At 38.2% G+C, this 20,610-nt stretch carries 18 protein-coding genes; 5 read left to right on the forward strand and 13 right to left on the reverse strand.

Annotated features, from left to right (window positions below; genetic code table 11):
- Nucleotides 1–105 precede the first annotated feature (105 nt).
- Nucleotides 106–468 (forward strand): glyoxalase superfamily protein, encoded by a 363-nt coding sequence (locus WAA15_RS03850; protein ID WP_337041138.1) that lies wholly within the window; start codon nucleotides 106–108, stop codon nucleotides 466–468.
- Nucleotides 469–501: 33 nt separating this feature from the next.
- Nucleotides 502–1,809 (forward strand): hypothetical protein, encoded by a 1,308-nt coding sequence (locus WAA15_RS03855; protein ID WP_337041139.1) that lies wholly within the window; start codon nucleotides 502–504, stop codon nucleotides 1,807–1,809.
- Nucleotides 1,810–1,894: 85 nt separating this feature from the next.
- Here the strand turns inward: WAA15_RS03855 and WAA15_RS03860 are convergent, their stop codons facing one another.
- On the reverse strand, nucleotides 1,895–2,221 hold the full coding sequence (locus WAA15_RS03860) for a DMT family protein (RefSeq protein ID WP_337041140.1): 327 nt from the start codon (nucleotides 2,219–2,221) through the stop codon (nucleotides 1,895–1,897).
- Nucleotides 2,222–2,545: 324 nt separating this feature from the next.
- Between WAA15_RS03860 and WAA15_RS03865 the strand changes: the two genes are divergently transcribed.
- From WAA15_RS03865 to WAA15_RS03875, 3 genes are all read left to right on the forward strand, one after another.
- Nucleotides 2,546–3,802: a prephenate dehydrogenase gene (locus WAA15_RS03865; protein ID WP_337041141.1), complete on the forward strand. Its 1,257-nt coding sequence runs from the start codon at nucleotides 2,546–2,548 to the stop codon at nucleotides 3,800–3,802.
- A 118-nt stretch (nucleotides 3,803–3,920) separates the two neighbouring features.
- Nucleotides 3,921–4,487 (forward strand): WcaF family extracellular polysaccharide biosynthesis acetyltransferase, encoded by a 567-nt coding sequence (locus WAA15_RS03870; protein ID WP_337041142.1) that lies wholly within the window; start codon nucleotides 3,921–3,923, stop codon nucleotides 4,485–4,487.
- A gap of 99 nt (nucleotides 4,488–4,586) precedes the next feature.
- On the forward strand, nucleotides 4,587–5,789 hold the full coding sequence (locus WAA15_RS03875) for a glycosyltransferase family 4 protein (protein WP_337041144.1): 1,203 nt from the start codon (nucleotides 4,587–4,589) through the stop codon (nucleotides 5,787–5,789).
- A gap of 81 nt (nucleotides 5,790–5,870) precedes the next feature.
- Here the strand turns inward: WAA15_RS03875 and guaA are convergent, their stop codons facing one another.
- The 12 genes from guaA to WAA15_RS03935 all read right to left on the reverse strand — a co-directional run bounded on the left by guaA (nucleotide 5,871) and on the right by WAA15_RS03935 (nucleotide 20,441).
- Nucleotides 5,871–7,400 (reverse strand): glutamine-hydrolyzing GMP synthase, encoded by a 1,530-nt coding sequence (gene guaA, locus WAA15_RS03880; protein WP_337041146.1) that lies wholly within the window; start codon nucleotides 7,398–7,400, stop codon nucleotides 5,871–5,873.
- 66 nt (nucleotides 7,401–7,466) lie between these two features.
- Nucleotides 7,467–9,056, reverse strand: coding sequence for a M1 family metallopeptidase (locus tag WAA15_RS03885; protein WP_337041147.1), 1,590 nt, complete (start codon nucleotides 9,054–9,056; stop codon nucleotides 7,467–7,469).
- 118 nt (nucleotides 9,057–9,174) lie between these two features.
- Nucleotides 9,175–10,077 (reverse strand): aldo/keto reductase, encoded by a 903-nt coding sequence (locus WAA15_RS03890; protein ID WP_337041148.1) that lies wholly within the window; start codon nucleotides 10,075–10,077, stop codon nucleotides 9,175–9,177.
- 165 nt (nucleotides 10,078–10,242) lie between these two features.
- Nucleotides 10,243–10,824, reverse strand: a complete 582-nt coding sequence (locus tag WAA15_RS03895) for an RBBP9/YdeN family alpha/beta hydrolase (protein ID WP_337041149.1) — start codon at nucleotides 10,822–10,824, stop codon at nucleotides 10,243–10,245.
- A gap of 34 nt (nucleotides 10,825–10,858) precedes the next feature.
- Nucleotides 10,859–11,500, reverse strand: coding sequence for a redoxin domain-containing protein (locus WAA15_RS03900; RefSeq protein ID WP_337041151.1), 642 nt, complete (start codon nucleotides 11,498–11,500; stop codon nucleotides 10,859–10,861).
- 184 nt (nucleotides 11,501–11,684) lie between these two features.
- Entirely contained in the window at nucleotides 11,685–12,932 is a 1,248-nt protein-coding gene (locus tag WAA15_RS03905) for a peroxiredoxin family protein (RefSeq protein WP_337041152.1), read from the reverse strand.
- A gap of 171 nt (nucleotides 12,933–13,103) precedes the next feature.
- A complete protein-coding gene (locus WAA15_RS03910; protein ID WP_337041153.1) occupies nucleotides 13,104–14,363 on the reverse strand; it encodes a YeiH family protein in 1,260 nt (419 codons plus the stop codon).
- 76 nt (nucleotides 14,364–14,439) lie between these two features.
- Nucleotides 14,440–15,861 carry a phytoene desaturase family protein gene (locus tag WAA15_RS03915; RefSeq protein ID WP_337041154.1) on the reverse strand — a complete coding sequence of 474 codons (1,422 nt, stop codon included), beginning with the start codon at nucleotides 15,859–15,861 and terminating at the stop codon, nucleotides 14,440–14,442.
- 111 nt (nucleotides 15,862–15,972) lie between these two features.
- On the reverse strand, nucleotides 15,973–16,407 hold the full coding sequence (locus tag WAA15_RS03920) for an RrF2 family transcriptional regulator (RefSeq protein WP_337041155.1): 435 nt from the start codon (nucleotides 16,405–16,407) through the stop codon (nucleotides 15,973–15,975).
- 370 nt (nucleotides 16,408–16,777) lie between these two features.
- Nucleotides 16,778–17,674 (reverse strand): DUF1684 domain-containing protein, encoded by an 897-nt coding sequence (locus tag WAA15_RS03925; protein ID WP_337041156.1) that lies wholly within the window; start codon nucleotides 17,672–17,674, stop codon nucleotides 16,778–16,780.
- A 91-nt stretch (nucleotides 17,675–17,765) separates the two neighbouring features.
- Complete coding sequence (locus WAA15_RS03930; protein ID WP_337041157.1) at nucleotides 17,766–19,052, reverse strand: O-acetylhomoserine aminocarboxypropyltransferase/cysteine synthase family protein; 1,287 nt, start codon at nucleotides 19,050–19,052, stop codon at nucleotides 17,766–17,768.
- Between the two features lie 171 nt (nucleotides 19,053–19,223).
- Nucleotides 19,224–20,441 (reverse strand): sterol desaturase family protein, encoded by a 1,218-nt coding sequence (locus WAA15_RS03935; RefSeq protein WP_337041158.1) that lies wholly within the window; start codon nucleotides 20,439–20,441, stop codon nucleotides 19,224–19,226.
- Nucleotides 20,442–20,610: the final 169 nt, after the last annotated feature.

Genomic DNA, 20,610 nt, shown 5'->3' on the forward strand with positions numbered 1-20,610 from the left:
GTTTATTCTCAAGAAGGATTACAAAGAAATTTGTAATCCTTTTTTGTTTAGATATGGTTTATGTTTAGAAAATAGTAATTTTGATAAACTCAACTCCCATTCCAAATGAATATTATTACACCCGTTTTCAGGATTTTCGATGTTACCAAAGCAAAAGAATTTTATATTGATTGGCTCGGTTTCTCGCAAGACTGGGAACACCGATTCGGAGAAAATTTTCCATTATATATGTCGGTTAGTAAGGAAGCCATCACAATTCACCTATCGGAACACCATGGTGATGCCTGCCCGGGTTCAAAAATCATGATTAACTACCCCAATCTGCAAGAATATTGTAACCTCCTGAATGCCAAAGATTACAGGTACTTTAAACCAAGTATCTATGAAGCTCACTGGGGTTCTTACATTATGGAAGTAACCGACCCTTTTGGTAACAAAATAATGTTCAGCGAACCCAAAACGACCTGATTTTATTGATTTTCTTAAACCTTTATCCAACCTATGAAAATACCAGTTATTCAACTTCTACTAGTGGGGGCTTTAGTTGCTAGCATATTTGCCTGTTCAACAGCTTCTAAAGAAGAACCATTTAATCCTAAATTCAAACTCATTTCTACAGAAAAGATTAAATTCAATTCGTTTGTGGACTGTAACATGGCAGAAGTATGGGTGGGCAATACATTCAGAATTTTTCCGGGTAAATATGGAGAAGACCCTCTTTGGGGCTATGCCAAAGACCTCAAATATGCCGATGGCAGAAATGCAGAAGAAGTTTTTAAAAGTCTTGCCGAAAATTTCCATTCACCTGTTATGCCTCTGAATGCTCCTACCGGACAAGAAGGTTTACATGGAGCCGTTTGGTTCGAAACAGTTTATCAATCGCCTAAAGATACATCTGGCAAAACACTTTATGCGGTTTATCATAACGAAAACTACCCTCAGACACTTCCTTACAATGAAAAAACAGGCGAGGGTTATAAAAATGAACAATGGCCTCAGGGCTTAACAGGCGAAAAAAGTCCGGCTGCTGTTTGCCGGATAGGTATCATGAAGTCGGTTGATGGTGGAAAAAGCTGGGTTAATAAAGGTATTTTTATTGAAGACCTTAACCCAAGAATGATTCTGAAACCACATAATACTTCAAATACCTTTGCCGGAGGCGTTGGTGACCCATCTGCTGTGGCTAGTGGCGACTATCTGTATCTATTTTATGGAGAATATGGGTATCCGGGCGAATATTCAGAAGCAAGTTATAACCCTAAAACCGAATGGCAAGGGCAATGTATCAGCATGGCACGTCTTGCACTTTCCGATTTAGATAATCCGGTTGGAAAAGCTAAAAGGTGGGATGGCACAGGATTTAATGCACCACATAACGGAATAGGAAAACCCATTACCTCTTTACAGATACCTATGGAACAAGGCGGTGGCCCTGCGTCTTCGCCTACAAATGGTTTTCATTGGGGGCCTTCGGTTAGTTGGAACTCCTATCTGAATTGCTGGGTGATGATGATGGCAAAGTCGGAGGGAAAATCATGGAAAGGCGACAAAGTATATATCTCATTTAATAAAAATATTGACCTCGGCAATGAATCCAGTTCACAGGAATGGACAAAACCGCAGCTAGTATTTGAAAAACCGGGCTATATTTTATGGTATCCTTCCTTACAACCATTAAACACCGCCGAAGATATAAATGCCAGAAATACCTGCCTGAAACTAGGTAAAAAGGCACGTTTTTTTGTCAAGCGTATAAAACCCGGCGACGATTCTTATGCCTCAGAACATATTATTGAGTTTGATAAATAAAATCCTGAACCGTTAATTTAATTGCATGATTAGGCAGTATTTTTCGCTACTTAATCATGCAATTTCAAATGATAACATAATAAAATTACTTCTTGAAAACTACCCAAACTGCCAGAAAAATCAAGCCAAAGCCTACCAGATAATTCCATTTAAGAGGTTCTTTCAGATACAGAACTGCAAAAACCACAAACACTACCAACGTAATAGCTTCTTGAATAGTTTTTAGCTGAAACGCATTAAATTCTCCGTAACCGAGCCTATTGGCTGGCACCATAAACATATACTCAAAAAAAGCGATACCCCAGCTAATGAGTACGGCTTTCCAAATAGGTAAATCAGGTCTTTTTAAATGCCCGTACCATGCAAAGGTCATAAAGGTGTTTGACACAAGTAGCAACAAAATTGTTCGCATTGGTAAAATTTAGATATTGAGTTCGTAAGTAAATTAGATTTGTTGTTTATTTGCAATTCAATTGATACAAACAGCTTTTTTGACAAAAAAAAAGTCAAAAGTGCGCAAAATTATTGTATAAAATTGAAAAAATGTTTGACTTGTGCGTATTTCATTCAGAATAGTCGATTTTTTAATGCTGCGTTGTTAAAATCATTTAATTTTGGGGTTTCTGCCTAAACAACTTACATATAATTTTTGGCTTTCAATATTAACAATCACAGATTACAAATGTCACAATTCAACTCAAAATATTAAACTATAGCCTAATTACAAAGATATTATATGAAAATAGGAATTATTGGCTTGGGAGATATGGGTAAAATGTTTGCCCGAATATGGGCAAATGCGGGGTTTCAGGTATTTGGCTGTGACCTTCCGGCTAATCAGACAGACTTACAAAACGAACTTGGAACATTTGGCATAGAAGTACTGAAGGATGGCAAAGCCGTTTCACGCCTTTGTGACTTTATACTTTATTCTGTTGAAGCAGAAAAAATCAATGATGTTGTAAAAGAATGCGGCGGGGCCACAAAATTCGGTGCCATTGTAGCCGGACAAACCTCTGTTAAAACGCCTGAAATTGCAGCTTTTGAAGAGCACCTCCCGAAAGATACCCAGATTGTTACCTGCCATGCGCTTTATGGCCCTGGGGTAAATCCTGCCAACCAAACCTTGGCTGTTATTAACCATCGGGCTAGTAATCAAGCCTTTGAAGAGGCACTGGAAGTATTTAGCAAAATAGGGTCAGTTATCCACCAACTTGAAGACTTCCATGAGCATGATAAAATGATGGCCGATATTCAGGCTGTTACACACGTAGGCTTTGAAAGTATCGGAACAGCCTGCATGCACCGGAAGGTATATCCGTGGGAAAACCCGCTTCATCCTAATGGACTTGATAATGTTAAATTCCTGATGACACTTCGTATATATAGCTACAAGTTTCACGTATATTCAGGTCTTGCATTATTGAACCCTTATGCCAAAAGGGATGTACGAAGATATGCCTCTTGCGAAATGGAATTATTTGAAACAATGCTTGAGGAAGATGAAAAGAAATTTCGTAAACGAATTTATGCAGCTCGTGACCATGTTTTTAAAGACAAGGGTGAAACTTTGATGCTTGATGATAAAATTATGAGTGAATTCAGTTTAAGTCAAGATAAAGACCATAAACCTAATTCACACCTGAGCTTGCTGGCAATGGTTGATACGTGGCATAAGCTTGGTACAAACCCTTACAAAAATCTGGTTTGCCAGACTCCTCCTTTCAAGTTGCGGGTAGGTATGGCAGAATACCTGTATATGAACGATGACTTACTGGAAGAGACCATTCAGACAGCCCTGTTTGATAAAAGTATACGAGGTGAAGACTTGGCTTTTCATACAGCCGTTCATGAATGGGCTAATATCGTAGAGACGGGTGATAAAAAAAGCTATGAGCAACATTTTGAAGCAACCAAAAGGTATTTATCAGCTCGTCTGGATGAAGGCAGACAAAAAAGTACTTTATTGATTAATAAATTGCGTAGCCAATAGTAAATTATTGTATTTTTGAAGTATATTCTGATACTGAACAAATCGGGATAACCTATTATTTATGACCTGAGCCACACCTAAACCATTTACTTCATCAATTTGTATAAAGCCTTTTTCAATGAACAAATCAGATTTATCGAAATATAATAACGATTGGTACAAACAATCTGAGCTTACGAAGGGTTTTCTTATTACACTTCTTTGGTTTATATCTAATAAAGTTTTCATCAATTCTTATTTACCTATCCCTATCCGCCTAAAGGTATTTATTCTGAAAACATTCGGTGCAAAAATTGGCAAAGGCTTGGTTATAAAGCCTATGGTTAATATTAAAGCACCATGGAATTTGGAAATAGGCGACCACGTTTGGATTGGCGAATGTGTCTGGATTGATAACATAGGTAAAGTAAAAATCGGCAGCCATGTATGTATTTCGCAGGGGGCTTTGTTGCTTTCGGGTAATCATGATTATAAAAAGGAAACTTTTGATTTAATTGTAAAAGATATAATTCTTGAAGATGGTGCATGGATAGGTGCAAGAGCCGTGGTGTGTGCAGGTGTAAGGTGTGGTTCTCATTCAGTATTGGCCGTAAACTCGGTTGCAACGCATAATCTTGAGGCATATAAGGTGTATCAGGGCAATCCGGCAGCCATAATTCGCGAAAGAGTTATCACCATTAGATAAAAAAATCATTAAAAAGAAATCTGGTTTTTTCTTTTAACCCAAAAAAAAGTGTTTATTTTGTAAATTAGATACCCACAAAGTATTTTAAACTTAAATCTAATGTTTCCCACATTTGAATCACTAATACCTGATAAAAACATTCAAATTTTAATATCAGCTATCATCGCACTTTTTATTAGCGTGCGGTCGATACCTGTTATTATTAATATAAGTGGGCTTCGGGGCTTAATGGATAATCCTGTTAAAAGAAGCTCTCACAAGACCCCAACTCCAACCTTCGGTGGGGTTGCCATTTTTGCGGGTATCTTAATTGGATATATGCTCTGGAACTTTGGCGACGAAGGTATCCTGCTGCATAAAGTATTTGCAGGCATGGTTATTCTGTTCTTTTTAGGCATTAAAGATGACCTTTACGCGCTGTCTCCTACCAAAAAAATAGGCATTCAAATTATTGCCTCAGCCATAGTAGTTGTTGGTTGTGATTTAAGGATTTCGGACCTCTTTGGCATATTTGGTATCGGACACATTCCTTATATCTTAAGTATCGGGCTAACTATCTTTATATTCGTAGCCATGATTAATGCCTTTAACCTGATTGATGGCATTGACGGGTTAGCTGGGGGTATCGGGATGATTGCCAGCGGAGGTTTCGGTCTTTGGTTCTTATTAAACCACCACTATTCTCTTGCCTGCTTGGCACTGTGCCTGTCGGGTTCATTGCTTGGTTTCTTAAGATTCAATTTCTCTCAGAATAACAAAATATTTATGGGTGATACAGGCTCTTTAATTATCGGATACATTATTACCGTTTTGGCCGTAAAATTCATCCATTTTAATGTTCTGCACGCTTGGGACCCTACCAGTGCTTTTGTGAGTGCGCCTATTATTGCAATTGTTATTCTGATAGTCCCTATTTTTGACACAATTCGTGTATTCTCTGTAAGAATTCTGAGAGGGAAGTCACCTTTTAAAGCTGACCGCCTGCACATGCATCATTTATTGATAGACAATAAACTGACCCACATGCAAGCATCATTTATACTTTATTTTGTAACAATTTCGCTTACAACTTTAACGTATTCTGCCAGAATTTACTTTAGTAACACCGAACTATGTTTCTTTATCTTATTCTTATTGGTGTGCTATTTCTTGGTTGCAAACTGGCTGGAGGTCAAAAGATTAAAGGCTAAGAAAGAAAGAGAAGATATAACTGATGCCGTAGCTACGGCAGAAAATAAAGTAGCGGATAAACGGACAAATGCAGAAAAACTGCAATTAAGGGAGAGTATTAGCCCTAATTAATCAGAGAAAATTATATCATTTGGCATATATAGAAAAAGCTCTTTCAATGAAAGAGCTTTTTCTATATATAATCTTATGTTTTTACTCCCACTCAATAGTTGCTGGTGGTTTAGAACTAATATCATACACTACCCTATTTACGCCTTTTACCCTGTTAATGATTTCGTTTGAAACATCTGCCAGAAACTCATAAGGTAAATGCGCCCAATCGGCCGTCATGCCATCAACGCTGGTTACAGCGCGTAAAGCTACTACTTTCTCGTAGGTTCTTTCGTCACCCATTACCCCTACACTTTGTACTGGTAACAAAATAGCCCCAGCTTGCCATACTTTATCGTATAGGCCGCTTTCTTTTAAGGCATTAATAAAAATTGCATCTACCTCTTGTAATATCTGTACTTTTTCAGGAGTAATATCGCCTAATATACGTATTGCTAAGCCAGGCCCCGGAAACGGATGACGACCAAGAATATTATCAGGTATATTTAACGATTTACCTACCTCACGTACACCATCTTTAAATAAAAGTCTGAGCGGCTCAACTACTTTTAATTTCATAAAGTCAGGTAAGCCCCCTACGTTATGATGCGATTTAATAGTAACTGAAGGCCCTTTTACAGAAACAGACTCAATTACGTCAGGATAAATAGTGCCTTGACCTAACCATGCCGCCCCCTCAACTTTATGTGATTCTGCATCAAAAACATCGATAAATGTTTTTCCGATAGCCTTACGTTTAGCTTCAGGGTCTGTTAAACCATCTAGAGCTGTATAAAACTGTTTTTTTGCATCAACGCCTATTACGTTCAAGCCTAGTCCTTTATAAGACTCCAACACTTCTTCAAACTCATTTTTGCGTAAAAGACCGTTATCAACAAAAATACAATACAGATTTTTACCAATAGCATGATGAATTAATGTAGCTGCCACAGAAGAATCGACCCCGCCGGATAAACCCATAATAACTTTATCATCGCCAAGTTTTTCTTTCAGTTCCTTGATTGTTTCTTCGGCAAACGAGGCAGGAGTCCAGTTCTGCGAACAATTACAAATATCTACTACAAAGTTTTTAATGATTGCTTTACCTTGTAGCGTATGCGTAACTTCGGGGTGAAACTGAATACCATAACGAGGTTGGTCATGCAATTTAAAAGCAGCAACTTTTACCGTATCAGTTGAAGCAATAATATCAGCATTTACCGGAGGGCTGGCAATAGTATCGCTGTGCGACATCCAGACTTGTGTATTGTCGGCTATATCTCTGAATAGAGCATATCGATTATCGACTTTATTGAGAATTGTACGGCCATATTCTCTGATTGATGAAGGTAATACCTCACCACCGCCGGTTTGTGCCATCATTTGCGCACCATAGCAAATACCTAAAACAGGAACTTCGGCCGGAAAAGATTGCCAGTCTACAATTGGCGCGTCTTCTTCACGTACAGAGCAAGGGCTTCCTGAAAGGATAATGCCTTTAATGTCAGAAGTGATAGCTGGAATTTTATTGAAAGGGTGTATTTCACAATACACATTAAGTTCTCTAACTCTTCGGGCAATTAATTGGGTAAATTGCGAACCGAAATCAAGAATAAGAATTTGTTCTGTCATGATAGGTTTCTAAAATGCAAAATTAGCAGATTTAGCTACGTCGTGCAATACGTTTTTAAAAAACTATTATTCGTAAGTAACTTTTTTCAGGTAATAGACCTTGGGGTCTATGATTGGAGCTGTTTTACTTTTCACTTTTATTGGCTCCTGCCCAATGTTTTTACGTTCGATTATACCATCGAGCTGAATATCAATCGGTAATAAGTGAGCATAATTAAGCGTAGAAATGAGGTATTCTTCATCACTGATTTGCTTAACACTTACTTCTAATTTCTGTGTAGTACGTAAATAAAAATCAAATAGTGGCTTAAGGTTCTGGCCAGCTTCTCTGCTAAAGAAGGCTTCAACATTTTTGGTACTTACCAGCTTATCATAAGTATATTCAGGACTGGTAGCAAATTTTTTCAGAGCCGGAAAAAAAACAGCATCTCCAATGATATACCTGAGGGTGTGCATAAAAAAAGCTCCTTTACCATAAATATCTGCATGATATACAGTATCGGCATCGAGGTTTTCGCCTAATACAACAGGAAACCGATTTTGGGTTGCGCGGGCGGTTCGTTCCATTCTTTTCAGGTATGCTTCTTCGCCTTCATGCTCACGTGTGTAAAGGGCATCACCAAACGAACATATTCCCTCCTGAATCCACATATCAGCCCAGTCAATACCTGTTACTTTATTTCCCCACCACTCATGCCCAAATTCATGGTGCATGAGCCAGTCAAAATCTTTTCCAGCAACGGTAGTATATCTGAATTTATTACCATAAGCATTCATGGTCTGGTGTTCCATTCCTAAATGTGGTGTTTCACAGATAGCTATTTTCTCTTTTATCCACGGATACTCTCCAAAATACTTTTCTTGTGTTCTGATAATTCTCTCAAATATATCAAGATGCTTTTCGGCTTTATCGGCGTGTTCTTCCAAGACATAAAACTGTATCGGAACAACATTGCCATTTACCGTAGTAAAATTTCGTGACACTACTTTAAACCGCCCTATATTAAACAGAATACTATAATTATTGATGGTATAATTGGTTTTCCAATGAAATGTTGTCTTGTTTTTCTTAGTAGTCTGGCTCTGCAATAAACCCGGACCAGCTACAACCAAGCCCTTTGGTACAGTAATTAATAAGTCGGCTCCTTCGTTGGGTTCGTCGCTTGGGTGGTCTTTACAAGGAAAAAACATTTTTGCGCCCTGACTCTGGCAAGTTATAGCTACCCATGGCGCCCCAGTTGTATCTGCTGCCCATGTGAAGCCCCCTTTCCATGGCGGACGTGGGGCAATAATTGGTTTTCCGCCATATTGTATTTTTACTTTAACTTTACCCGCCTCGAGCGGTGATACTAACTGAATCTTGATAAGTTCATCGGTGAAACTAAAGGGTTCTTCTTTACCGTTTACCCAAACTTTGTCAATTTTAAAGGTCTCTACTAAGTCAAAAAGCAATACGCTCGTGCTTTTATTAGTTATTAAATCAATTTCAGTATAGCCATTAATACTTTGGTTATCGGGGATAACTTCCAAAGCCAGTGTGTAATGGCGGATGTCCATTAAGGCTTGTTCTGGTTTTAATAACCCTCCTGATTTGAATTTTTGGGCATAAACAGCCAGATTTAATAAGATGCAGAAAAAAAGTAAAGCGTGTTTCATTGTCAGTTTGGTAGATAATAAGTCGGCAAAGTGTTTGATAAACAAATATAGCAAATAAAAAACCATTATAAGGGCTAATACCCTATAATGGTTTTAAATAAAAAGTATGGCTTAATGGCTATTCGTGCGAAATATCTGAATTGCGAATATTGCCTACTACATTATATATTTCGTACCAATCTTGGTTACTTAATTTAATACCTGATGCGCTAGCTGCATTTCTGATACGGTTTTCTGATATTGACCCAATAATAGGCAAAGTACCTAGCTTCATTAACCATGCCACAGCCGTTTGTTCAACATTGGCGTCATATTTATTACCAATTTTTTCAAGAACAGCTCTTAGTTTAACCGCTTTTTCGTCTTCACCATTCAGAATACGGCCACCTGCCAATGGCGCCCACGCCAAAGGTTTACTAAAACTTTGCTTGATGAAATCGATGCGGCCATCTTCAATAGCACTTGTGTTCATCAGATTTAATTCGATATGATTCGTAACTATCGGAATTGTCAGGTAAGAGGCAAGTAGCTGGTGCTGAAAAACCGTAAAATTAGCTACGCCAATGTGGTTTACCTTACCCGAATTTACTACCTGCGCCAATGCCATAGCCGTTTGTTCAGGGTCGGCCAGAAAATCGCTTTGGTGCAAAAGAAATATATCCAGATAGTCTGTTTTAAGTTTTTTCAGTGAGTTATCAACACTTTTTAGGATATGGTCTCTTGATGTATCATAGTAATCAAAAGTGCCGTCGTCTGAGCGTCTTACACCGCATTTGCTAAACAGTACTATATCTTCACGTTTGAAAGACTTGTTTTTTATGATTTTACCAAAATGCTCTTCTATGGTATAGTTACCATAAACATCTGCATGGTCGAAGGTATTAATACCTAACTCCAGACACAGATTTATTATTTTTTCAATCTGTGCAGTTGTGCTTTGTCCTTCGTCATTCCATCTCCAAAAACCGTAAATTGCCTCTGATACTTTAGGGCCTGAATCGCTTAGATAAACTTTTTTCATTAGGCTAGATTAATTGTCTCCGTCACAAAAATAGTTAAATTTTATAAAATTCCTTCAAATGCTAAAAAATGTGACAATACGATTCTTGCCCTTGCTTATCAGCTACAAGAGAAATTTTTATTGAAGTTAATTGATTTGAATTTATAAATTACAAGAATAGTGCAATCAGGCGCATTTTAACTGAGTTGGTGATGCCAAGACCCTCACAAACTGATTCAGAATTTTTTTACCTTCCTCCCACTCTCCAAATCCAGAACTAGCATTGATGTGTCCTTTCTCGCCAATATTCAGAAAAGTACTACCCCAAGTATTAGCAAAGTACTCTGAGCGTTCAATTGTAGCGTAAATATCGTTAGTACTAGCTACTACAACGGTTTCAAAAGGTATTATTGCAGTCGGAATTGGGCTAAAACCTTCTACAAAATTTAATCTTTCAGCATATTCGGCATCGGCCGGAGCAACCAGCAAAGCTCCTTTTATGAAGGAAGAATAATATTTCTGCGCCCAATGTGCTACGGTTAGGCATCCAAGGCTATGAGCTACCAATACCGTAGGTTTAGTCAGTTGTTTTATATAATTCTGAAGTTTTTCAACCCATGCTTCACACACAGGTAAATCCCAGTTATCCTGTTCAACTCTTGAAAAAAGGTCGGGATTTTTCTTTTCCCAGTAGGTCTGCCAATGTCTAGGCCCTGAACTCGCAAGCCCGGGAACTGTCAGGAAATCGAAAGCAGGTGTTATTTTCATACACTTATATACCTTTATGTACTAAACTGATTTTTTAGGCTGCATAATTAAAGTCAGCAATAAATGGTACTCTATTAACTGCGGCAAAAACAGCCCCTAGAACTTTTGTTGCTGAAAATGTATGTAAAAAATCCTCATCAATTGTGTGGTAAATTACATGCCCGTGTTGATTAACTACATAAGTAGCGGGTACTGGTACATCTTCGGCAATACCTGATACCCTATCCCAAACAGGAACATCTTTTGAAAACAAACCAAATTTTTCGGAGATTTCGTTGTTGGGGTCGGCAATAACATTAAAAGGGATATCGAAGTATTGAACCATTTCTCTTACATCGGCGTAAGGTGCCTGAACAATAACCAGTAAGTTACCTCCCAAAGCTGTGATTTCAGGATACGCCTGATTAAGTAATTTCAGATGTTTTAAGCCATAATTATTCCAGCCACCTGATAAAAAACTGATTACCAATGGCTTGTTATCAATAACAGACCTGATAGTAGCTTGTGTGTATTTAAATCGATATGAGACCTTTTGCCAAATACCCATGTCTTTTTTAAAAGTCAGGTCGGGTACTTTTGAGCCAGTTAACAAAGGCAATAACTTTGCATTGTTTTTTCTTACAGGTATTTCGGTATCCCATAAAGCGGGGTCATATTTTTGGCTGTAATTACTCATATCGTTAAAATTAATTGATGGTTTTATGGCTGCTGACAAATATCTGGTGCAAATATAAACAAATAATCTATATAGTCTATTATTTTAGTAGATTATTTTTTACAGCATAAAATTACCTAAACCGTAGAAAGAAACTAACTACCTATTGAGAAAAGTGGGCAGCTAATAGCCGCCCATAAATGAATTATTTTTCAGTTTGTTTTGTGGTTGTATGAGAAGTTTCTGTTGCCAGTACCTCGTCAATATCACGATTAAATTCCTTTACAAACTCTTCATAATATTTTCCGGTTGCAGGCCCAGTATAACCAGTATGAATTTTACTTACTTTTCCTTCCTTATCAATCAATATAGTTGTAGGAAAAGACAACACCGCACTTAAAGCAGGCAATGCTTTAGAAGCATAGTCTTTGTCGGCCAAGCCGGCAAAAAGTATATCATATTCAATTCCAAATCGTTTTTTCAGGATTTCAAGTCGGGTCTTGGCAAATTCCGGATCATTTTTTCGTTCAAATGCTAAGCCTATGATTTCGACTCCTCTTTTTCGGTTGGCCTTATACCAAGGGGCCAGAAAAGTGGCTTCATCAAGGCAATTCGGACACCAGCTACCTAAAATTGTGACTACTACTGCCTTACCTTTATATTTGGCATCCTTTAACGAAACAGGTTTTCCTGTAAAAGCATCAGGAAATGTAAAATCGAATGTAGTACCTTCTTTAATACTTGTGAGAGTGTAAGCATCAGGCAAAGTGGCTTTGTTGTTTCTAGTACCTTTTACAGCTTGCGCCCCACGAACATTTATCATTTCGGCAAGTAAATTATCACCACTTACTTTACCTTTAATCAATGAAGGACTTGAACCACTAAAGGCTGATAAATAAAACTCGTTGCCCTGTACTGTACCTTCAAAATAACGGTAGTCGCCTGTTGTAGTCAAAAAAGTACCTGTTAATTTATTTCCAAACTGTTCAAACACTCCCACTATTTTATTGCCTCCCTCTCCTATTGTAACATCCCAATTACCATGAAGGCTGACACTTGCTGCTTCGGGGTTCTCAAAAAAACGATACTTTTTTCCATATTCGGCCGAAAACTTAATTCCTTTATCTGGTTTAGACGTATTGAATTTTTTGAAAGTACCAGCCAGTGTATTCGGGTTGATAATTTTAGCTGCTAAAACAGCATCATAAATATCAACAGGAATAAATAAAGAATCTTGTTTTTGCGTAATTCCTTTCAATTCAAACCGTTCGGCCCCATTGAGTAAATACGCAGTTTTACCTTGAAGTTCAAAATTAAACGGTGCTTCTTGCCCGTTAGCTACTTTAAAAGTACCTCTCCACACTCCGATTTTCGGAGCTTTTTGTGCCTGTACCAGATTTAAAAGTGCCAAGCATAATGCCAAAAATGTAGTCAGGAATCTCATATTTTTCATTGGTTTTAATTTAAACAAAGATATAAACTATTAATCTATTTAATTTATAGATTATATATTTATTTCTTAACATTTTTGACTACTCACAGAGTTCACTGAGATAAAAAAAGCGTGGTTCTGAGCAATTGACTCTAGAACCACGCTTGGCATTATGCGTGAAATACAGTTTTACTATCTGAACAAAAGATAAGCGATAATGAGCGTAATAAAAATATTAAAAGTTTGTGCGAGCAGAAAAGCATATAATGGCTTTTTGCTGTCTTTATTGAATAAATCCGAGAAATTAGTTTCCAGACCGATACTCGTGAAAGCAAGCGCAAACCATAACCCCTGAATGCTTTTCAGGTTATCTTTTACACCTTTTACAGTTTCGGGCGACACCACAAAAGAGAATAACAAAGAAGCCGCCACAAAGCCAAGAACAAATTTTGGGAAACGCTCCCAGATTACGCCAAGTGATGGTTTTGTGTTAGTATCTTTTGCTAAAGGGTTGTTGGTGTATGTCCAGTATACTGAAATACCAAAAGCGGCTACCCCTAATAATACGTTCTGGGCAAACTTCACTATTGTACTAACTTTAACGGCGGCTTCGCCCACCATTGTACCCGAAGCAATTACTGCTCCTGTGGTGTCGATTGTTCCTCCTAGCCATGCCCCTGTTACCTCTTGCGAAAGCCCCAATAATTTAGCTACATAAGGCATAAATAACATCATCGGAATAGCTGTAATCAAAACAAGCGAAATGACATACGAAAGTTTTTTAGAATCACCTTTAATTGCGCCTGAAGTGGCAATTGCAGCAGAAACACCACAGATTGAGACAGCACTTGAAAGCATAACACCCATTTCTTCGTCGATACCCATTTTTCTGGAAACCCAGAAAGCAAAATACCAAACTGAAACTACTACAAGCAAGGCTTGAATCATGCCTAAAGAGCCAGCTTCAAGAATATCAGAAAACAGCACACTTGTGCCTAGTATTACCAATCCTATTTTTACAAATACTTCGGTTGATAAGGCATTTTTGAGCCATTCGGGTAACTGCATGGTATTACCAATGAGTAGGCCTATTAGCAAACTGAATATTACCGCTTCAAGATTCAGGCTTTTAACAGTGCCGTTTCCGGCAATAATCAAGGCCAGTATCGTAAGCAAATACACCACAGGTAACCCCGTTACAAAGGGTTTCACTGGTTTACGCATCAGCAAAGCACCAGCAACAGCAACTATCATAACGGCTAGTAATTGAATAAGAATTTTTTGCAGATTACCGATGGCTAATACTTTCTCAAATAAATCGGTTGTATTTTTCCAACCAAAGGAAGGTGTTGGCAACAGGAAGCCTGCAAGAGCGAATAAAATAATAGCAAAACCCAAGACGACGACTGTCCAATCTTCGGTTAAGGCAATTTTTTTAGTAGGGGTTGACATACGTTAGAGTGATTAGAGTGTGTTTTTCGGCTGAAATATAAGCAATTCTTTATAAAATTCTGTTCCTTACACGCTCCTAAAATAAATCTTTGAGTACTCGCTGTGCTGCATGATACCCACACATACCATGTACCCCTCCACCGGGCGGCGTAGACGATGAACAGATATAAAGCCCTTTTGTAGAGGTACGGTAGGGTGACCACCGTAGAGCTGGACGCGTAAATAACTGGCTGAGGTCTAATATTCCACCATTAATATCACCTCCTACATAATTTGGATTATACTCCTCCATTTGGGTTGTATTCATGGTGTGTCGGGCCAGAATACGCTCCCTGAAACCCGGAGCAAATCTTTCAATCTGTTTTTCGACAACATCTATCATGTTTCTGGTTGAATGTGCCGGTACATGGCAATACCCCCAAAGCGTGTGTTTTCCTTCGGGCGCGCGGCTTTTATCAACAATACTTTGCTGAGCCAGAAGTACAAACGGCTTTTCAGGGTGCTTTCCATGCCATGTTTGTTGTTCGCTCAGCGCAATTTCTTGAAGAGTGCCACCAATATGCACCGTTCCTGCCGAAAGACAACTATTTGCCATAAATGGTACAGGCTCGGCTAAAGCCCAATCGACTTTGAAAACTCCCATGCCATACCTATATCTTTCCAATTGCCTCTGGTAAGTAGAAGAAAAGGTATGGCCCGCAATCTGCAATAATTGTCTGGGAGTTACATCAAATAATATAGTTGTTGATGAAGGTAATTGCTGCAAGGATTTTACATAAAAACTGGTTTCTATTTTGCCTCCAATAGACCGAAAATACGAAGTCAGCGCGTTGGCTATTTGCTGTGACCCACCTTTGGGAACAGGCCAGCCGTACACGTTTCCTGCTGCCATCAGTACCAGTGCTATTGCAGACGTAGTAAGTTTGTTTAATGAGAGCATAGAATGTGCCGCCATTCCAGCCCATAACCCCTTAGCTTGCTGAGTAGAAAAACATTTTGCCAAAACACTTGCCGGCCATAATGCTTTCAGGCCAAATCTGGTATAACCCAGTATGTTTTCAGGTAGGTGCAATGGGGCCAGAATATCGTTTATCAGACTAGGGAAATTATCTACTAATGCCTTCATAAGCCTTGTATATTTACCCTTATCTGTTCCTAAAGCCGTTGCGGTAGCATGAATAGAACGAGTCAACAAAGCGGCTGAACCATCATCAAAAGGATGTGCTGCTGCCACCGGAGGCTGAATAAATTCGAGACCATGCGCGTGTAATGGTAAAGTTCTGAAAAATGGTGATGCCGCTGCTAAGGGGTGAATGGCAGAACATATATCATGGATAAAGCCCGGTAATGTTAGCTCGGCAGAACGAAGCCCCCCTCCTATGGTTGATTTGCCCTCGAGTAACAGAACTGAAAGCCCTTTCTGTTGCAGGGCAATAGCTGCCGATAACCCATTTGGCCCTGACCCTACTACTATTGCATCAAAATCTTTTTTTCCCATTATATATTTCTTTATCAATCTTTTCAGTAGTAAGCGAATAAATTTTTATGCCACCCACTCACTACTTCAGATAACTCTGCTGAGATTTTAAAGTTTTAATAAATAGGTCTATTATGCGAGTACCAGTTCTTTTTTATTCACAAAATCAAGCAATGTAGTATTTTCATACACTTTTAAGTTGGCATCTCGCACTTTTATCATAATGGGTCGAATCGGGCAGGTTTCTTCGTCACCACAATCATCACATTTATCATAATAATAGATCGAGACACAAAGTGTTGGCGCAATAGGTCCATCTGTAATACGTAAAATGCGTGCAAGGGTTATCTTGCCAGGTTCGATACTTAGCGAATAACCGCCATTTTTCCCTTTATGGCTAGTCAATAAACCATTATTGCGGAGTTCGAGCAGGATAGTTTCCAGAAACTTTCTTGGGATATTCTCTTCACTTGCAATATCTGTTACAGTTAGTGATTCTTTTTCACCATACTTTTCAGCCAGTATTTTTAAGGCTTTCAGGGCATATTTTGCTTTTTTAGAAATCATGGTGTTTGTTGATAAATGTAATTGATAATGAAGTTTATAGTTTAGTTATTGCCTATGCTATTATCTGGTTTTATGTAGTAAACTACGGTGGTTATGCTACTTCAATCCAGATAGTTTGTTTATCATACAAATATAAAATATATTTCTATAAAATCTATCAATTTAGTAGATTAATTTATTGAAATATATCATGGGCTATTAAGAGGTCAGTGAGTGAAATATTTATAAAAAAATCTGACTTGGCTAATGTCAAGCCAAGCCAGATTGCCTCATTAGTTTATTAAAACAACGAAGCTTATCAGAGTACAACTAAACCACGTTGTGCTTTTGACAGACCGTACGGGGTCTGTGTTCCTGTAAGGATATATCTTTAGTGATGACCATAGTTTTTTTCACCTGCATAAACAGTAACCGGCAACACATTTTGTTTTGGTGGTAACGGACACGTAGCGTAAGGCGTAAAGGCACAAGGAGGGTTTATAGCCTTATTGAAATCAAGGTATACGATGCCGTTTGCATCTGGCTTGTCGGTATATAAAAATCTGCCTGCGCCGTAGGTTTGTTTTTTATTGGTTTTATCGGCAAATATGATAAATAATCCAGCCGTATCGTTTAAAGCATCTAGGCTATACTGTTTTCCGTGTATTGAAAATACAACTTTACCGGGTGAATCCTGCAAAGTTGTTTGCCCAAGAACATCCAGTACTGCAATTTTCTTATTTTCTTCTTGTACGAATTTTGCTTTTATTTTCCAGTTGGCATCAATCGGGAATGTTTCAATACCTGTAAATTCTTTCAGAAAAGGGCTGTCAAGGTCTCGTAGCCGAACCCCATACTTATTACCTCTTTTAATAATAAACCATCGTAACGATTGGTGTTTCAAGATAATATTTTCTTCTGAAGGAAAAATCTTCAAGTTGGTTACAGGCTCATTACCATTAAATATTGCTTTTTCTGGTGTAGTTTCTAAAAATACCTCTCCTTTGTCCAGAGTAAATGTACCGAGAGATTCTTCGCTTTTACCTTTAGGAAAAACAATTGCATTGGTTTTAGCAGCTCCGAATGTATTTTTGCCTTCTTCTAACCAGTAAAGGCCAGCCAGATTTAACCACCCATCTTCTTTTTTGAGGTTTTCAATGCGGCTTCGATGCCATTCTTTTACTTCTTCTTCATAAGGTGTGCCTGATTTAACTGACTTCAAACCCATTGAAGCTACGCATAAAAAGGCAAATAAAGGCAGCAGAAGAGGCATCGACTTGTTGTTCATCTTGACAGAAGACGTTGATAATTAGTAATGAAGTAAATTTTTTGTAGAATTAACTCCACTCATACAACAAGTTATGAGTGGAGTTTTATTTTTATAGACTTGCCAATGCTTGTTCAATATCGGCTTTGATGTCGTCGATGTGTTCAATACCTACCGAAACGCGTAATCCGGTTGGTTGCACACCTGCTGTTAATTGTTCAGCGTCAGACAACTGCGAGTGAGTAGTTGACGCCGGATGAATAATCAATGTTTTTGAATCTCCAACGTTTGCCAGATGACTAATCAGTTTCAGGCTATCTACAAACTTAGAAGCTCTTGCCTTATCTCCTTTCAACTTGAATGATAATACACCACCAAACCCTCTGGTAAGGTATTTGTTAGCCAATTCATGGTATGGATTTTCAGGTAAGCCCAGATAATTTACACTTTCAACCTGCTCTAATGACTGTAACCATTGTGCAAGTTTCAGGGCGTTTTCGCTGATTCTTTCGACCCTCAGTGTAAGCGTTTCAAGACCTTGCAATAATAAGAATGAATTGAATGGGCTTTGTGATGGACCCCAATCTCTTAAACCTTCAACTCTGGCTCTGATAATGAACTGAATATTGCCGAAAGGCCCGCCTATCCCGAAAACATCGTTTAGCACAAGGCCATGATAACTTGGCGACGGTTCGGTAAATTGTGGAAACTTGCCATTTCCCCAGTTGTAATTTCCGGCATCTACAATAACACCACCCATAGTAGTACCATGTCCGCCAATCCATTTAGTAGCCGACTCAACCACTACGTTAGCTCCGTATTTAATAGGCTGAGCAATGGCTCCTGCTGCTCCGAATGTGTTGTCAACAATGAGTGGCAAATCATATTTCTGAGCTAATTTGGCAAAGGCTTCAAAGTCAGGCACATTAAAGCCCGGATTACCGATAGTTTCAAGATAAATAAACTTAGTTTTTTCATCAATCAGTTTTTCAAAACTTTCTACTTTGTCGCCATCGGCAAATCTTGCTTCAACGCCAATATTTTTAAAAGAATTTTTAAACTGGTTATAAGAACCACCATACAGAAACGAAGTAGTAACAAAGTTATCGCCTACGGTTGTAATGTTATTAATAGCCACAAACTGTGCAGCATGCCCTGACCCCACTGCCAAAGCTGCTACTCCACCCTCAAGGGCAGCAATGCGTTTTTCGAACACATCGTTGGTAGGGTTCATGATTCTTGTATAGATATTTCCGAATTCTTTTAAGGCAAAAAGATTTGCGCCATGTTCGGCATTATTAAATACGTAAGAACTTGTCTGATAAATAGGTACTGCACGTGAATTGGTAGTAGGGTCAATCTCCTGACCTGCGTGTAACTGAAGGGTTTCAAACTGCATAATTTTAAAATGGTTTTGTGAGAATTAATTTTAAAATTTAAATATACTGATAAAACTACACTACATAAAAGATATGGTAGCTAGATTGTAAAGATTTAGCTTGGCTAAATACTAGCCAAGCCAATCTGGCAATGATAACCTGTTATAATAATCCAATCTTCCGCTATTGATTTATACTCTTTTACCATAAATAAGGCTTAAATATTGCTTCTGCAAACTTGAAAAATAAGCCAAAGAAATCATTAACAACAACACTGCCATGCCTATGAGTGTAGGGTCAGGAAAATAGTAAAAGGCACTAATTACTACCATACTTGCCCGTACAAATTCAAGATAAAACACCCAGCGTCTTTGTTCCAGAATGGCTCCACAATTAATCAGGCTTACTAGTATGAAAAGAGCTATCGTGGTTTGCAAAAACAAGGGTATGTAATGCTCGAACAACAATAATAAAAACAATATAACCGCCATCAATGAAATTTGTGCAATAACATAGTACCTGAATTTTGTTGTGTGAGCCTGTACTTTTCTGACGGCCAGAAATTTTTGTTCAGCCTTTGCTCTCAGTTCAGGATTAAAATCAGATGGACGACCAAAAATAACTTTCAGTTTGTTCAAAAGCCCTGTTTGCGCTTTTGCAGCATAAGCTATTTCTACCAGAAAGTGAAAATGCTGCCATAAAAAACTATAACTGCCTAATTGTTTGGTAAGCCCATAGGTAGGTTCTTCTTTTTCTTCCGCAAAGGTTCCGAATAGTTTATCCCAGATAATGAACATATCTCCATAGTTCTTATCCAGATACTGTTCGTTGCTGGCATGATGCACCCGATGATGCGAAGGCGTAACCATGATATATTCTAACAAACCAAGTTTACCAATCAGACGGGTATGTGTAAAAAAAGGGTAAATGCCATGTACTAACAGAATGGTAGTAATCATTTCGGCAGGAAAACCGATAACCGGCAATACCGACCAGAATGAAGTCCGCACAACTGCCTGAAAAATAGTAATGCGTGTAGCTGCTGTATAATTGAACTCTTCACTTTGATGATGTACCACATGAAAACCCCAGAATAAATTAATTTCATGCCCGAAACGATGATACCAATACCATAAAAAATCAGTAGCTAGCAAGAGGGCAATCCATAACAGGATACTGGGTTGAATATCAAAAATTGCAAAATGTTTGTGCAGATAATCATAGAAAAAATAAAAACCTCCGGCTGTAAACAAATCAATAAGCCGCTCGGCTATACCTACATTAATATTGGCTATTGAGCTATTAAACTTGAAATAAGATTTTTTGCCTTGTTTCTGGGCTACATAATATTCAAGCCAGATAAAAAACAAAAAAAATGGAACAGCGAATGCTAAATAATTAATAACCATTTTCAAGTGAGGATTAAGGTAAATAAAAATACTGAACCAAACACTGATAAAACGCCCGAATCAATATTAAACCTATCTATTGTTGTCGTGAGTGGCCTCGAACCACTTAAAAGAGTTTATGAGACTCCTCGCCTTCCAACTAAGGCACACGACCATAATTTTAAATAAC

This window comes from Emticicia sp. 17c (assembly GCF_037153985.1).
Classification (GTDB): domain Bacteria; phylum Bacteroidota; class Bacteroidia; order Cytophagales; family Spirosomataceae; genus Emticicia.

Excerpts from the sequence above, each read along its gene's own strand:
- WAA15_RS03870 (WP_337041142.1), top strand. The coding sequence starts at position 3,921 with ATGAACAAATCAGATTTATCGAAATATAATAACGATTGGTACAAACAA.
- WAA15_RS03855 (WP_337041139.1), top strand. The coding sequence starts at position 502 with ATGAAAATACCAGTTATTCAACTTCTACTAGTGGGGGCTTTAGTTGCT.
- WAA15_RS03930 (WP_337041157.1), bottom strand. The coding sequence starts at position 19,052 with ATGCAGTTTGAAACCCTTCAGTTACACGCAGGTCAGGAGATTGACCCT.
- WAA15_RS03935 (WP_337041158.1), bottom strand. The coding sequence starts at position 20,441 with ATGGTTATTAATTATTTAGCATTCGCTGTTCCATTTTTTTTGTTTTTT.
- WAA15_RS03875 (WP_337041144.1), top strand. The coding sequence starts at position 4,587 with ATGTTTCCCACATTTGAATCACTAATACCTGATAAAAACATTCAAATT.
- WAA15_RS03920 (WP_337041155.1), bottom strand. The coding sequence starts at position 16,407 with ATGATTTCTAAAAAAGCAAAATATGCCCTGAAAGCCTTAAAAATACTG.
- WAA15_RS03860 (WP_337041140.1), bottom strand. The coding sequence starts at position 2,221 with ATGCGAACAATTTTGTTGCTACTTGTGTCAAACACCTTTATGACCTTT.
- WAA15_RS03885 (WP_337041147.1), bottom strand. The coding sequence starts at position 9,056 with ATGAAACACGCTTTACTTTTTTTCTGCATCTTATTAAATCTGGCTGTT.
- WAA15_RS03905 (WP_337041152.1), bottom strand. The coding sequence starts at position 12,932 with ATGAAAAATATGAGATTCCTGACTACATTTTTGGCATTATGCTTGGCA.
- WAA15_RS03925 (WP_337041156.1), bottom strand. The coding sequence starts at position 17,674 with ATGAACAACAAGTCGATGCCTCTTCTGCTGCCTTTATTTGCCTTTTTA.
- WAA15_RS03850 (WP_337041138.1), top strand. The coding sequence starts at position 106 with ATGAATATTATTACACCCGTTTTCAGGATTTTCGATGTTACCAAAGCA.
- WAA15_RS03915 (WP_337041154.1), bottom strand. The coding sequence starts at position 15,861 with ATGGGAAAAAAAGATTTTGATGCAATAGTAGTAGGGTCAGGGCCAAAT.
- WAA15_RS03900 (WP_337041151.1), bottom strand. The coding sequence starts at position 11,500 with ATGAGTAATTACAGCCAAAAATATGACCCCGCTTTATGGGATACCGAA.
- WAA15_RS03890 (WP_337041148.1), bottom strand. The coding sequence starts at position 10,077 with ATGAAAAAAGTTTATCTAAGCGATTCAGGCCCTAAAGTATCAGAGGCA.
- guaA (WP_337041146.1), bottom strand. The coding sequence starts at position 7,400 with ATGACAGAACAAATTCTTATTCTTGATTTCGGTTCGCAATTTACCCAA.
- WAA15_RS03910 (WP_337041153.1), bottom strand. The coding sequence starts at position 14,363 with ATGTCAACCCCTACTAAAAAAATTGCCTTAACCGAAGATTGGACAGTC.
- WAA15_RS03865 (WP_337041141.1), top strand. The coding sequence starts at position 2,546 with ATGAAAATAGGAATTATTGGCTTGGGAGATATGGGTAAAATGTTTGCC.
- WAA15_RS03895 (WP_337041149.1), bottom strand. The coding sequence starts at position 10,824 with ATGAAAATAACACCTGCTTTCGATTTCCTGACAGTTCCCGGGCTTGCG.